General features: G+C 68.4%; 11 protein-coding genes. 7 read left to right on the top strand and 4 right to left on the bottom strand.

What is annotated here, in order from left to right; genetic code table 11:
• Window positions 1–44: 44 nt before the first annotated feature.
• The gene (locus ACIA8G_RS34750) at window positions 45–1,943 is read right to left on the bottom strand and encodes a glycosyltransferase (protein WP_396422971.1); all 1,899 of its coding nucleotides are present in this window, start codon (window positions 1,941–1,943) and stop codon (window positions 45–47) included.
• A gap of 182 nt (window positions 1,944–2,125) precedes the next feature.
• Window positions 2,126–3,310, bottom strand: a complete 1,185-nt coding sequence (gene glf, locus ACIA8G_RS34745) for a UDP-galactopyranose mutase (RefSeq protein ID WP_396422970.1) — start codon at window positions 3,308–3,310, stop codon at window positions 2,126–2,128.
• Between the two features lie 186 nt (window positions 3,311–3,496).
• On the opposite strand from glf, the gene ACIA8G_RS34740 reads away from it, so the two are divergent.
• Complete coding sequence (locus ACIA8G_RS34740) at window positions 3,497–5,464, top strand: DUF6541 family protein (RefSeq protein WP_396422969.1); 1,968 nt, start codon at window positions 3,497–3,499, stop codon at window positions 5,462–5,464.
• On the opposite strand, the gene ACIA8G_RS34735 is transcribed toward ACIA8G_RS34740, so the two are convergent.
• The gene (locus ACIA8G_RS34735; protein WP_396422968.1) at window positions 5,454–6,359 is read right to left on the bottom strand and encodes an LLM class flavin-dependent oxidoreductase; all 906 of its coding nucleotides are present in this window, start codon (window positions 6,357–6,359) and stop codon (window positions 5,454–5,456) included. The two genes, ACIA8G_RS34740 and ACIA8G_RS34735, sit on opposite strands and share 11 nt — an antisense overlap.
• Before the next feature lie 68 nt (window positions 6,360–6,427).
• Here ACIA8G_RS34735 and ACIA8G_RS34730 point away from each other — a divergent pair, with 68 nt between their 5' ends.
• On the top strand, window positions 6,428–7,231 hold the full coding sequence (locus ACIA8G_RS34730) for an HAD family hydrolase (protein WP_396422967.1): 804 nt from the start codon (window positions 6,428–6,430) through the stop codon (window positions 7,229–7,231).
• Here the strand turns inward: ACIA8G_RS34730 and ACIA8G_RS34725 are convergent.
• Window positions 7,228–8,241: a lysylphosphatidylglycerol synthase transmembrane domain-containing protein gene (locus ACIA8G_RS34725; RefSeq protein ID WP_396422966.1), complete on the bottom strand. Its 1,014-nt coding sequence runs from the start codon at window positions 8,239–8,241 to the stop codon at window positions 7,228–7,230. The genes ACIA8G_RS34730 and ACIA8G_RS34725 overlap by 4 nt on opposite strands.
• A gap of 226 nt (window positions 8,242–8,467) precedes the next feature.
• On the opposite strand from ACIA8G_RS34725, the gene ACIA8G_RS34720 reads away from it, so the two are divergent.
• The 5 genes from ACIA8G_RS34720 (at window position 8,468) to ACIA8G_RS34700 (ending at window position 13,588) form a co-directional block, all read left to right on the top strand.
• Window positions 8,468–9,565: a DegT/DnrJ/EryC1/StrS family aminotransferase gene (locus ACIA8G_RS34720; RefSeq protein WP_396422964.1), complete on the top strand. Its 1,098-nt coding sequence runs from the start codon at window positions 8,468–8,470 to the stop codon at window positions 9,563–9,565.
• Entirely contained in the window at window positions 9,562–10,542 is a 981-nt protein-coding gene (locus ACIA8G_RS34715; protein WP_396422963.1) for a Gfo/Idh/MocA family protein, read from the top strand. The genes ACIA8G_RS34720 and ACIA8G_RS34715 overlap by 4 nt, the downstream gene beginning before the upstream one ends.
• Before the next feature lie 6 nt (window positions 10,543–10,548).
• Window positions 10,549–11,748 (top strand): glycosyltransferase family 4 protein, encoded by a 1,200-nt coding sequence (locus ACIA8G_RS34710; protein ID WP_396422962.1) that lies wholly within the window; start codon window positions 10,549–10,551, stop codon window positions 11,746–11,748.
• Between the two features lie 2 nt (window positions 11,749–11,750).
• Window positions 11,751–12,932, top strand: coding sequence for an L-2-hydroxyglutarate oxidase (lhgO, locus tag ACIA8G_RS34705; RefSeq protein WP_396422961.1), 1,182 nt, complete (start codon window positions 11,751–11,753; stop codon window positions 12,930–12,932).
• Window positions 12,933–13,093: 161 nt separating this feature from the next.
• Complete coding sequence (locus ACIA8G_RS34700; protein WP_396422960.1) at window positions 13,094–13,588, top strand: hypothetical protein; 495 nt, start codon at window positions 13,094–13,096, stop codon at window positions 13,586–13,588.
• Window positions 13,589–13,686 lie beyond the last annotated feature (98 nt).

The following is a 13,686-nucleotide window of genomic DNA, read 5'->3' as shown; positions in this document are numbered from 1 at the left end:
GGGGCCCCCAAAGAACTTGGGAGCCCCTCGTCGCCGAACCGAGATCAGTTCTCGAACACCTTGCGCCACGACTCGACCGAGGTCAGCTCGGGCAGCGCGTCGCGGTAGACCTTCTGCATCCGCGGCCACTCCGACGACAGGCGGCGGTAGTTGCGGACCGCCCGCTTCATGAGCTGGCGGAACTCCTTCGGGTCGCGCTTGCGGAACGCGACACCGCTGCCGTCAGCGTTGGACACGGTGGCGCTGTCCAGGTTGCCCAGCAGGAACCAGCGGGCGTTGGTCGCCGGCACGTTGATCTGCGGACGCTCGGCCGTGGCCGCCTGCGGCTCGCGCAGGTTGTGCATGAGTGCCTTGGCCGCCTCGGACGCGATCGTGACCGGGTTCGTGGGCGGGGTCAGCATCTGCTCGGCGCGCACCATGTCGAAGGTCGGCGGCGGGAACTCCCGCGCCGACGGCAGGACCTGGGCGTCCGCGTACTTCTTGCGCAGCTCGCGGATCTCCGGCAGGGCCGTGCGCAGCGAGTCGAACAGCTTCGACGGGCCGGCCAGGAAGTCCTCGATCGCCTTCTGCTGCACGACGACCGTGGAGTACTCCATGGACAGCAGGTGCCGCAGCGACAGCTTCAGGCCCTGCTTGAGCAGCGTCGACCGCACGTCGTACGGGCTGTGCAGCGCCGCCAGGACCAGGCGGTTGCGGGTGTGGAAGTACGCCTGCCAGTCGGTGGCGTCGTTCTTGTCAGTCCACGGCATGTGCCAGACGGCCGAGCCCGGCAGCGAGACCGTCGGGTAGCCCTTCTCGAGCGCACGCAGCGAGTACTCCGCGTCGTCCCACTTGATGAAGAGCGGCAGCGGGTAGCCCGTGCGCTGCACGACCTCACGCGGGAACAGGCACATCCACCAGCCGTTGTAGGTGGTGTCGATGCGGGCGTGCAGCTCTTCGGTCTCGCGCAGCGACTCGGTGCCGAAGTCGTGGTCGGTGACCGCGCCCGGCGCGGCACGCCAGTAGCAGGTGCCCAGGTCGACGACCTCGCCCATGCTGTGCAGGCGGGCGCGGGCCTGGAGGTTCAGCATGTGCGAACCGACGATGACCGGCTGGGCGGCGGCGCGAGCGAAGGCGTTCGACCTCAGCACGGCGTCCGGCTCCAGGCGGATGTCGTCGTCCATCAGCATGATCTGGTCGACGTCGCTGTGCTCGATCGCCTCGTACAGGCCGCGGGTGAAGCCACCGGAGCCACCCAGGTTGTCCTGCTCGATGATCTCCAGCTTGGCGCCGAGGAGCTTGGCCGCTTCCGCGTAGCCGGGGGTGTCGCGGACCTTCACGGCGCCCTGGTCGGCGACGACGACCTTCTGCACGACGTTCAGGACCGTCGGGTCCTCGCCCAGCGCGCGCAACGCGATGACCGCGTCGACCGGGCGCATGGTGGTCATGCCGATCGCGACGGACTGCGCCGGGAGCTCCTGCTCCGTCGTCCAGGCCGCCTCGTCGATCTCGATCGTGGTGTCGTCGGTGAAGACGTCGAACCAGATCCAGCCGCCGTCCTCGAACGGCTTCAGCGACACCTGAACCGCGAAGTCCATCCACGCCTTGGGGCTGCGGACGACGTGACCGTCGAGGTGGATCGTGTCGCCGTTCGGCTTCGAGCGGTACACGTCGATGCGACCTGCGCCACGAACGCGCATGCGCAGCACGACGTCCTCGATGACCGTCCAGCGCTTCCAGTAGCTCGCCGGGAACGCGTTGAAGTACGACGCGAACGACACCTTCGCCGAGGTGGGCACCGTCACCGCGCGGCGGCCCGACACGTGGCTGTGCACGTTCTCCGGCTCATCCAGGTACAGAGGCCGCACGTCCAGCGGGTCCTCGTCCCGCGGCATGATCACCCGCTGCAGGACCTGGTTCGGGTCGATCTTGGTGGCGCTTGCGGCTTTGGCCTGCTCGGTCACGTGCTTCCTCCGGCGAACCGAACGGCTTCGGTTCGGGTCAGCTTCGCTTCATGGATGGTCTACCTGATGCCACAGATGGACGTCGTGGCCCGGCGCGTCAGGCGCCATAGTACCCATTGTCAAATGACGACCGCCCGGCCGCACTGGTTGCACGGCCGGGCGGTGGTTCGATTTTCAACCTGTCAGTCGAGGTCACCCGTGATCGGCTTGCCCTCGGTCAGGTGCGGAGCGATCTTGTTGTCGAACGCGCTGAGCGCGGAACCGATCGCCATGTGCATGTCGAGGTACTTGTAGGTGCCGAGACGGCCGCCGAACAGCACGTTCTTCTCGGCAGCCTCCTTCTTGGCGAGCTCCCGGTACTGCTCGAGCTTGGCGCGGTCCTCGGCGGTGTTGATCGGGTAGTACGGCTCGTCGTCCTTCTCCGCTGCCCGGGAGAACTCGCGGACGATGACCGTCTTGTCCGTCGGGTAGTCGCGCTCCGGGTGGAAGTGCCGGAACTCGTGGATGCGGGTGTACGGCACGTCCGCATCGTTGTAGTTCATGACCGGGGTGCCCTGGAAGTCACCGGTCGGCACGACCTCCTGCTCGAAGTCGAGCGTGCGCCAGCCCAGCCAGCCCTCGGAGTAGTCGAAGTAGCGGTCGACCGGGCCCGTGTAGACGACCGGCGTACCCGCCGGGATCTCGTCCTTCACGTCGAAGTAGTCCGTGTCGAGGCGCACGTCGATGTTCGGGTGGTCCGCCATCTTCTCGAGCCACGCGGTGTAGCCGTTGAGCGGCAGACCCTCGTAGGTGTCGTTGAAGTAGCGGTTGTCGAAGTTGTAGCGGACCGGCAGGCGGCTGATGACCGCGGCCGGCAGCTCCTTCGGGTCGGTCTGCCACTGCTTGGCGGTGTAGTCCCGGATGAACGCCTCGTAGAGGGGGCGCCCGACCAGCGAGATCCCCTTCTCCTCGAGGTTCGCCGCGTCCTTGGTGTCGATCTCCGAGGCGTGCTCGGCGACCCACGCGCGGGCCTCGTCCGGGGTCAGGTACCGGCCGACGAACTGGGTGATGAGGCCCAGGCCCATCGGGAACTGGTACGCCGTGCCCTTGTGCATCGCGAACACGCGGTGCTGGTAACCGGTGAACTCGGTGAACTGGTTGCAGTAGTCCCAGACCCTCTTGTTAGAGGTGTGGAAGAGGTGCGCACCGTAGCGGTGCACCTCGATTCCTGTCTCGGGCTCAGCCTCCGAGTAGGCGTTACCGCCGATGTGGGCACGACGCTCCAGCACCAGCACCCGCTTGTTCAGCTGGGACGCGGTGCGTTCGGCGACCGTGAGACCGAAGAATCCGGATCCGACGACAATCAGGTCATAGCCAGCGAAGCTCACGACGAGAGAGGGTACCTGTGCCGCACGAGGCGGCCAGACACCCCCCTCTCCTAGTTGTACAGCACTTGATCAGGTAAAACGCGTGCGACAGGCCGTCGCGAGGCCATTGGGCTGGTCGGGATAACCTTGCCGGGTTACGCGGGCTGGCCCCGCACCTCCACTTGCTGAGCAATCCTGGGTGGTCTTGTGCCGACCGAAGCGAGCCTTCTGCTGACCGTGGCGACGATCGGGACGTATCTGGCCGTCCTGTGGCTGCCGGGCGGCCTCGCGGCGGCTGCCGCGGGCGTGCGCGGCTGGGCGCTCGCCGCCAGCGCGCCCGTGTTCACGTACCTGATCGCCGGCCTGGCCGGTCCGTGGCTGTGGAAGATCGGGATCCCGTTCAACGTCTGGACGTTCCTCGCCACCACGGTCCTCGTGGTGCTGGTGTTCGGCGCCGTGCGCTGGTTCGTGGTGCGCAAGCGCGGTCCGATCGAGCGCGAACCGTCGCCGTGGACTCCGCTCGCGCACGTCGCGGTCGGCGTCACGCTGCTGGCCGCCGCGATCGTCGGGTTCGCCGTGCTGATGGCGGCCATGCGCTGGGACATCAACTCGATCCCGCAGGACTGGGACGCCGCGTACCACGCGAACGGCATCCGCTACATCGCCGAGACCGGCGAGGGCAGCCTCTACGCGACCGGCAAGGTCAACTGGTACGAGCTCCCCGACGGCGTCTTCTACCCGAACGCCTACCACCTGGTCGGCGCGCTGGTGTTCAAGCTCACCGGCGCCACCGTCCCGGCCGTGCTGAACGCGAGCACGGTGCTCTTCCCCGGCCTGCTCGCGCTGACCCTGGTCGCGATGATCCGGCACTTCAAGGGCCGCGCCGTCACCGCCGGCTTCACCGCCCTCGCCACCGTCGCCTGCACCAGCGCCACCTACGACAACCTCTGGCGCGGCCCGTTGCTGACGTTCACGCTCGGCATCGCGGTCATGCCGGTGCTGGCCATCGCGATGGACGCCTACCTCAAACGCTCGGCGCTCGACACCGGCGTGTTCTTCGGCGGCGTCGCGGTCGGTCTGCTCGCCATCCACTCCAGCACGCTGTTCGGCGGCATCCTGTTCGTGCTGCCGATGTTCATCCAGCGCTGGTGGGGCAACCTCAAGCTGATCTGGAGCGACGCGCTCAAGCTGCTCATCCCCGCGGTCGTGGCGGTCGTCGTGACGCTGCCGCACCTGCTGGGCGCGCTCGCGGTCGGCGGCAAGATCGCGATCGTCGACTGGCCGTCCACGTTCCCGGTGAGCCAGTCGATCGGCGCGCTGCTGACGTTCCAGCACGTCATCTCCCTGCCGCAGTTCTGGCTCGCGTTCGCGCTGTGGATCGGCCTGATCTTCGCGTCCCGCCTCGGCGAGATGCGCTGGCTGCTCGGCTCGGCGCTGTTCTTCGGCGGTGTGTGGGTGCTCACCGCGTCCTACTCGCAGCCCTGGGTCGCGAAGGTGACCAGCCCGTGGTGGAACGACCAGTGGCGGCTCATCGCGCTGGCCTGCGTCCCGCTGGTCGTCGTCGCCGGTCACGGCCTGGCGCAGGTCTACGACCTCGTCAAGGCGGGCGCGGCGCGGGTGAAGCTGCCCGCCGGACCCGGCTCGTACGTCGCCGGCGCGGTCGTCGTGGCGGTGTTCACGCTGCTCAGCGGCGGCCTGTACTTCAACCTGAACGTGAGCGAGGTCGAGCAGGGCTACGCCAACCAGCCCGGCGCGAATCGGCACAACATGGTGGTCAGCCCGGACGAGGTGCTGGCCTTCCAGGAGCTCGCCAAGCTGGTGAAGCCGGGCGAGAGGGTGCTCAACGACCGCAGGGACGGCACGGTCTGGATGTACGCGCTCGCGGGCGTGCAGCCGGTCGTCGGCCACTACGACGGTTCGGCCGAGTCGCCTTCGGTGCACCTGTTGCAGTCCGAGTTCAACGACTACACGACCGACTCCGCCGTGCGCGACGCGGTCAAGCACCTGAACGTGCGCTACATCATCGTCGACACCGGATACGTGCACGGCGGCAAGGAACGCGTCGCCGGCCTGCGCGACCTCGACGGCAAGCCGTTCGTGCAGCGGGTCTTCGCGAACCAGGACTCGACGATCTACCGGCTGGTCCCGGAGCCGGGCGCGCCGGTCAACCCCTGAGCTCGGAGTCGGTCAGGCCGGGGAACACGTCCCCGGCCACCTTCTCCAGCACCGTCTCGTGGCCGAAGTACACGCCCTCGCTGCGCGGCCAGTGCACGATCAGGTCGGTGAACCCGAGCGCACGGGCACGACCGGCAGCGTCCTGGAACGCCCCGACGCTCGACAGCGAGTACACCGGCGCCGAGTCGAGGTTGAGGTAGCGGTCGATGGTGCCGCTGGCCCGGTTGATCGAGGCCAGCTCCTCGTTGAACCTGCGGGTGACCTTCGCGACCCCGCGCCACCAGGCCTCGTAGTCGGGGTTCTCGACCTGCCGCGACCCGGTGGTGATCCAGCCGGTGCCGTAGCGGGCGGCGATGTTCATCGCCTTGGGCCCGTCCGCGGCGACCACGAACGGAACCCGCGGCCGCTGCACGCAGCCGGGGTGCCCGCGGGCCTCCTCCGCGGCGAAGAACTCGCCCTTCCATGTCGTCTTGTCCCTGGTCAGGAGCAGGTCTAACAGTTCGACGAACTCTCCGAACCGCTGCGTCCGCTGGCCGGCCCTGAGCTCGGGCCCAGCGATGGCGTCGGAGTCGTACGAACCCGTGCCACCGGAGCCGATGCCGAGGTTGAGCCTGCCGTCGGACAGGTCGTCGAGCGTGAGGACCTCGCGCGCGAAGGGCACGGGGTGCCGGAAGACCGGTGACGCGACGAGCGTGCCGAGCCGGATCTTGGAGGTGACCATCGCGGCAGCCGTGAGCGTGGGAATCGCCGAGAACCACGGTCCGTCGACGAGCGACCGCCAGCCGAGGTGGTCGTAGGTCCACGCGTGGGAGAAGCCGAGCTCCTCGGCCGCCTTCCACTTGGGTTCCGCGACCCACCAGCGGTACTCGGGCAGGATCACCACACCAACTCGCACCACCCGACATTACCGATGTGATCCGTCGAACGACGAATCCCCCGCCGACCATCAGCGAGGATGGTCTCGTGGAGAAACCGGCACTGGTGGCATCGGACATCGACGGCACGATTCTCGGTACGAACGAACAGGTGAGCAGCCACACGGCAGACGTCGTGGGCAGGGTTCTCGCGAACGGCATCCCGTTCGTGCTGGTCAGCGGCCGTCCGCCGCGGTGGATGCCGCGCATCGCCAACGCGGTGGGCGCCACCGGCTATGCGGTCTGCGCGAACGGTGCCGTGCTCTACGACGTGGCGGAGGACCGCGTGATCTGGCAGCGCGGGCTCAGCCCGGTGCGGCTGGGTGACCTGGGTTCAGCGCTGGCCACAGCGATTCCGGGGTCTGCGGTGGCCGCGGAACGAGTCGGCGCGCGGGCGTCCGACATCGAGTCGTTCATCGCCGAGGAGGAGTACCGGCACGCCTGGCCGGACGGGCACGACGTCGCTTCGCGGGCCGAGGTGCTCGGGTACCCGGCGGTGAAACTGCTGGTCAGACACCAGGGCATGACCAGCGGCGAGATGGCGGCCGCGGCGACGGCCGTGCTGGGCGACGAGTTCGCCATCACCTACTCGACCAACGCGGGGTTGATCGAGGTGTCGGAGCGGGGCGTGACCAAAGCCACTGGGCTGGCCGATGTGGCCGAACGGCTCGGGGTGGCGGCGGCGGACGTGATCGCGTTCGGGGACATGCCGAACGACATCCCGATGCTGCAGTGGGTCGGTCACGGCGTCGCGATGGCCAACGGCCACCCCGAACTGCTCGAGGTGGCCGATGAGGTCACGGGGACCAACGACGAGAACGGCGTGGCCCAGGTGCTGGAGCGCTGGTTCTAGTCCTCAGCAGGGACCGGAACCGGGACGCCGCGGCGCTTCTGCACGTACGCCAGGAGTGCCGCGGAACCGGCGGCGGCCAGGTCGGCGACGGTGAACATCAGGCGCGAGACCAGGGCCAGCGCGATGGCCTGGCCGGACGGCAGCACGGTGGCGATAGTGGCCGTGATGACCAGCTCGCGGGCACCGAGGCCGGACGGCAGGAAGAACGCCAGCAGGCCCGCGGTCATCGACAGCGCCATCGCACCGGTCGACAGGATCAGCGTGTCCCAGCGCGGCGAGCCGAGCGAGTTGACCAGCAGCCAGAGGTGCACGCCGTAGCAGAGGTAGATCGCGACAGCCGTGCCCAGCGCCTTGAGGATCTCGATGCCGGTGAAGCGGCGCACGATCGGCGCCTTGCGCAGGACCCTCAGCACCAGGTTGACCGACCAGGTCAGCAGGCGCGGGTGCAGGAACGGCAGACCGGCGAGCAGCAGCAGGAACAGCCACAGCAGCTGGTTCGACTCGGGGCGGCCGGACAGCATCACGGGCAGCGCGGCGAGACCGGCGATCAGCGACGCGAGGACACCCATGCCCGTCGCGACCAGGCCGGCGGTGAAGCTGCGCGCGCGGTTGACGCCCGCCTCACGGGCCAGCTCCATCGAGAGCAGGACGGCCCAGACGGCGCCGGGGACGTACTTGCCCAGCTGGCCGACCAGGTAGAACTTCGACGCGTCGACGAACCGGACGGGAGCGCCCAGGTCGGACAGCACGATCTTCCAGACCAGCGGGCCGAGGAAGATACCGACGAACACCGCGATCAGCGACAGCACGACGGACTGCCACGGCAGCGCGAGCAGTGTGGGGTAGACCTCGTCCCACTGGGAGTAGAGCGACCACGCGGCAGCGGCCAGCACGGCGACGATCAGGATTCGCTTGGCCCACGCGATCATCACGGCCTTGCGCGTCTTCCCCGGAGCCGGAGGCGTCACCTGCTCCTCTTGGGCAGCGGCGACGTCGGGCTTCACGGTCATGTTCTCTCCGGTTCCTGCATCGTTTCCCAGCAACGGGCCGGGCACGGCGGGCTGGGAGTCCACGAAAGTCGTTCTCCTGCGCTGCGGATCCACAACGGACCCTGAAAAAGATCACTCCATCAGGCAGGTAGCCTGTGGTCCGCGCCTGGTCTGCACCTGGCAGTAACACCGCGGGGCAACTGTACCGGACGCATCCAACCGTCTCCGGAAGTGGAAAGTCTGCTGCATGATTCCGATTACCGTCGTCGACGTCCAGGACGCCGAGCCGCTCGTGCTGGAAGTGCTCCGCTCCGGTGTCATCGCACAGGGCCCGATGGTCAAGCGGTTCGAGGACGCTTTCGCCTCCGTTGCGGGAGTGCCGCACGCGGTCGCCGTCAACAACGGCACGACCGCGCTGGTCGCGTCCATCCAGGCGCTCGACCTCAAGCCCGGTGACGAGGTCATCACGACCCCGTTCACCTTCGTGGCCACGCTGAACGCGATTTTGGAGGCGGGCGCCACCGCGCGGTTCGCCGACATCAGCGCGGTGGACTTCAACATCGACCCGGAGAAGGTCAGCGCCGCGGTCACCGAGCGCACCAAGGTCCTCATGCCGGTGCACCTGTACGGCCAGATGGCCGACATGGGCAGGCTCGTTCCGCTGGCGCAGCAGCACGGTCTGACGATCGTCGAGGACTCCGCGCAGGCCGTGGGCGCGACGTTCGAGGGCAAGCCGGCCGGCTCGTTCGGCATCGGCTGCTTCTCGCTCTACGCGACCAAGAACATCACCACCGCCGAGGGCGGCGTCATCACGACGTCGGACGACGCGCTGGCGGACAAGCTGCGCGTGATGCGCAACCAGGGCATGCGCGCCCGCTACCAGTACGAGATGGCGGGCCACAACTACCGCCTCACGGACCTGCACGCGGCGCTCGGCATCCCGCAGCTGGAGAAGCTGCAGCAGCTCACCGACGCGCGCCGGCGCAACGCCGAGGCGCTCTCGAAGGGCCTCGACGGCGTGACGGGTCTCACCGTCCCCGCTGTGCTGCCCGGCCGTGAGCACGTGTGGCACCAGTACACGATCCTGGTCGGCGACGACGCCCCGGTGACCCGCGACGAGCTCGCGGCGAAGCTCACCGAGAAGGGCATCGGCAACGGGATCTACTACCCGAAGCTGGTCTTCGACTACGACTGCTACCGGGACAACCCGCAGGTCATCGCCTCCGACGTGCCGGTCGCCCAGAAGGTCGCCGAGCAGGCGCTCTCGCTGCCGGTGCACCCGAAGCTGACCGACGGCGAGCTCGACACCATCGTCTCTTCCGTCCGGGAGGTGTTCGGCGCATGACCGCACGTCCCAAGATCGCTCTCGTCGGCGCGGGCACGATGGGCTCGCTGCACGCCCGCGTGCTGTCGCAGTCCGACCGCGTCGACTTCAAGTTCGTCGTGGAGCAGAACGCCGAGACCGGTCAGGCCATCGCCGACCGCTTCGGCATCGAGCACACCAGCTCGCTGGACGGGCTGAAGGACGTCGACGCCGTCGTCATCGCGGCCGCCACCGAGGCGCACTACGCCATCGCGAAGCAGGCGCTGGAGCTCGGCAAGCCGCTGCTCATCGAGAAGCCGCTGGCCGCGACGTACGCGCAGTCCGAGGAGCTCGTCGCCGAGTCGGAGAAGCGCGGTCTGCCGCTGGTCTGCGGCTTCCTCGAGCGCTTCAACCCGGCGATCCTCACCGCGAAGCAGTTCGTCGGCGAGGTCGTGCAGATCAACGCGATGCGGCACTCGCCGTTCGTGCCGCGCATCAAGACCGGTGTCGCGGGCGACCTGCTGATCCACGACGTCGACCTGGCGATCCGCTTCGTCGGCACCGCCCCGGCGGCCGTGAAGGGCTCGTTCGGCTTCTTCCACGAGCAGTCGAAGGACAACCGCGCCGAGGACTCCGCGGACGCGACCATGTCGTTCGACAGCGGTGCGCTCGCCACGATCTCCGCGTCGCGGATCAGCCAGCGCAAGGTGCGGCAGATCTCGGTGCTGGAGATCGACCGGCTGATCGAGATCGACCTGCTGCGCCGCGACATCACGATCTACAAGCACGTCGCGGACTCGCCGGCGGCGGACGGCGTCGGCTACCAGTCGCAGACCGTCATCGAGCTGCCGACGATCCTGCAGAGCGCCGAGCCGCTGGCCGCACAGCTGAACCACTTCCTGAACCTGCTCGAACTGGGTGCCGGTTCGGACGAGGTGGCCGCGGAGCGGAACGCGATCCTCCCGGCGCACAAGGTCGTGCACGAGGCGACCCTGTCGGCCACCAACGGGAAGGCCTGACCCGCGATGCGCATCGCGATCATCAACAACTTCTTCCCGCCGCGGATGGGCGGCAGCGCCTACGTGTCGGACACGCTGGCGCGGTACTACGCGGCACAGGGCCACGAGGTCCTGGTCATCACCGCCGCGTACGGCGGTGCGCTGCCGGTGGAGGAGCGCGACGGCATCAAGATCGTGCGTCTGCCGTCGTGGACGCTGCCGGAGACCCGCATCTCCTTCAACTTCGACATCACGTTCGCGTTGAAGTGGGGCAACCGCAAGAAGGTCTTCAAGCTGCTGGACGGCTTCAAGCCGGACGTCGTCCACCAGCACGGCCAGTTCTTCGACCTGACCTGGCAGAGCGGCCTGTGGGCGCGCAAGCGGAAGGTGCCGTCGGTGCTGACGCTGCACACCCGCCTGCAGAGCCCGATGAAGCCGATCCACGCGGTCTTCCGGATGCTCGACGCGTTCGTCGTCAAGCCGATCACGTCGTACAACAAGCCGACGAAGCTGATCGCGATCGACACGATCTTCTACGAGTACATCAAGAAGCGCTACAAGACGCCGGACGAGCGCATCGAGAAGCTGGCCGTCGGCGTCGAGCTCGACCGCTTCCACGACCTCGACCCGGTCGCCGAGCGCGCGAAGCTGCGCGAGCGGTTCGACATCGGTGACGGCCCGGTCATCGCGTCGCTCGGCCACGTGATCCCGGTCCGCGACCGCATCAACCTGGTCAAGGCGCTGCCCGAGGTGCTCAAGAAGCACCCGGACACCAAGGTCATCGTCATCGGCGGCCTGTACAACTCGACGTTCCTCGACCTGGCGAAGCAGCTGGGCGTCGAGGACGCGCTGATCTGCACCGGCACGCTGCCGAAGGCGGAGATCCCCGGCATCCTCGCGGGCTCCGACATGGAGGTCCACGACCTGCAGGGCTTCGGCATCGGCATCGCCTCGCTGGAGGCGATGGCGGCGGGCGTCCCGACGGTCATGGCCGAGCGGGCCGACTACTTCCCGAACGCCGTGATCACCAACGGCACGGAGTCGCTGCTCACCAAGCCGGGCGACCACCACGCGCTGGCCGAGTCGATCAACCGCCTCATCGAGGACGAGGGCGTCGCCAAGAAGATCGGCGAGGCCGGTCGTCAGTGGGTCTTCGACAACTTCGACATGCCGAAGATCTGCGAAGCCAACCTCGACATCCTGAAGAAGATCTCGGGTAAGGCCTGACGTTGAGTCACGTCGTCGTGATCGGCGGAGGGATCCTCGGTCTCTCCGCCGCTCACGAACTTCTCCGGCGCGGTCACGACGTGACGGTGCTGGAGAAGGAGGCTCGCTGGGCCGCCCATCAGACCGGGCACAACAGCAACGTCGTGCACGCCGGTCTGTACTACAGGCCCGGTTCGCTCAAGGCCCGGATGTCCGTGGCGGGCAACGCTTCCATGGTGGCCTTCGCCAAGGAGCACGGCGTTCCCGTCGACGTCTGCGGCAAGCTGGTCGTGGCCACCTCGGCCGACGAGCTCCCCCGTCTCAACGCACTGGCCGAACGCGCCGCGGCGAACGGCGTTCCCGCCAGGCTGATCTCCCCCGCCGAGGCTCGCGAGTACGAGCCAGAGGTGTCCGCCGTCTCCGCCCTGCGCGTCGAGTCCACGGCGATCATCGACTTCCCGGCCGTGTGCCGGGTTCTCGTCGGCCTGCTGTCCGGCGCCGACCTCCGCCTCCAGTCCCCGGTGCTGGCCATCCGCTCCACGGCAGCGGGCGTCGAGGTGGCCACGCCGCAGGGCATCGTCCGCGCGGACGCGCTGGTGAACTGCGCGGGCCTGCAGAGCGACCGCGTCGCCCGGCTCGCCGGCCTGAGCCCCAAAGCCACCATCGTCCCGTTCCGCGGCGAGTACTACGAGCTGCGTCCCGAACGGCGTGAGCTGGTGCGCGGCCTGATCTACCCGGTGCCGGACCCGGCGCTGCCGTTCCTCGGCGTGCACCTGACCCGCATGCTCGACGGCTCCGTGCACGCCGGCCCGAACGCGGTGCTGGCGCTGCGCCGCGAAGGCTACCGCTGGGCCGACATCAGCCCGCGCGACGTGTGGGACGTGCTGCGCTTCCCCGGCACCTGGAAGCTGGCCCGCCGGTTCGGCAGGACCGGCCTGGACGAGGTGCTGAGGTCGTTCTCCCGCAAGCGTTTCGCGGCGAGCCTGGCCCGCCTGGTCCCGGCCGTCGGAGAGCACGACATCGTGCGCGCCGAGGCGGGTGTGCGCGCCCAGGCGATGCTGCCGGACGGCTCGCTCGTCGACGACTTCCTCATCGAGTCCGCACCGCGCCAGGTGCACGTGCTGAACGCGCCCTCTCCCGCGGCGACCGGCGCGCTGGAAATCGGCAGGCACATCGCCGACGAGACCGTCGCCTCGCTCGTTTAGGCAGTTCACAGGGCCTTTACAGGTCCTTCAGGTTCTTAGCAGCGAACTTGCAGAAGATTTGCAGACCCTCCCCTCAGAGTTGGTGTTGTCAACCGAGCCCGCCCCGCTGGGGGTGGGGCGGGCCCGGTGGTTTCGCACACCAACTCCTTGGGGGGAAGAAAGTGAACCGCTCGCTCGTCCTCGTCACGATCGCCGCCGCTCTCGGCCTGGCCGCCTGCACGTCCACGCCCGCTCAGGAGCAGAACGCCGCTCCCGCCGCCGAGCAGCCGGCGGGCACGGCGCCCACGACCTCGGAGGTCACCGCCACGGTCTCCGACCAGCCCCAGGCCCAGAACGTGGCGAAGACCGACAGCCGCCTCGGCTACGGCGCCCTCAAGCTGGGCATGACGCTGGACGAGGCGAGGTCCGCCGGCCTGACCACCCTGACCTGGGACAGCCCCGGTGACGGCACCTGCGTGGGCGACGACAAGGTCGCGATCTCCAAGAAGTACGGCGTCGTCCGGATCTCGCTTCCCGCGGATGCCAGGACTTCCAAGGGGATCGGCGTCGGCTCTACCTACGCCGAGGTGAAGAGGGCCTACCCGAACGCTTCCGAGTACCGCGCGGGCTGGTCGGCGAGCATCGCCGACAACGCGGGGCTACGCCTTCATCGGTAGCTCCAAGACCGACCGGTTCACCGACACCGACAAGGTCACGCACATCACCATGCACTCGTTCGGGGCCGACTGCGCGATGTACCTCCTCTGAGGTTTCA

This window comes from Lentzea sp. NPDC051213 (genome assembly GCF_044455585.1).
GTDB lineage: Bacteria > Actinomycetota > Actinomycetes > Mycobacteriales > Pseudonocardiaceae > Lentzea.
The sequence above is the reverse complement of the archived record's forward strand: the minus strand, read 5'-3'. Positions and strand labels throughout refer to the sequence as shown.

Bases quoted from the DNA above. Each gene is read 5' to 3' on its own strand.
- ACIA8G_RS34725 (WP_396422966.1), bottom strand. From the start codon at position 8,241: ATGACCGTGAAGCCCGACGTCGCCGCTGCCCAAGAGGAGCAGGTGACG.
- ACIA8G_RS34720 (WP_396422964.1), top strand. From the start codon at position 8,468: ATGATTCCGATTACCGTCGTCGACGTCCAGGACGCCGAGCCGCTCGTG.
- ACIA8G_RS34715 (WP_396422963.1), top strand. From the start codon at position 9,562: ATGACCGCACGTCCCAAGATCGCTCTCGTCGGCGCGGGCACGATGGGC.
- ACIA8G_RS34710 (WP_396422962.1), top strand. From the start codon at position 10,549: ATGCGCATCGCGATCATCAACAACTTCTTCCCGCCGCGGATGGGCGGC.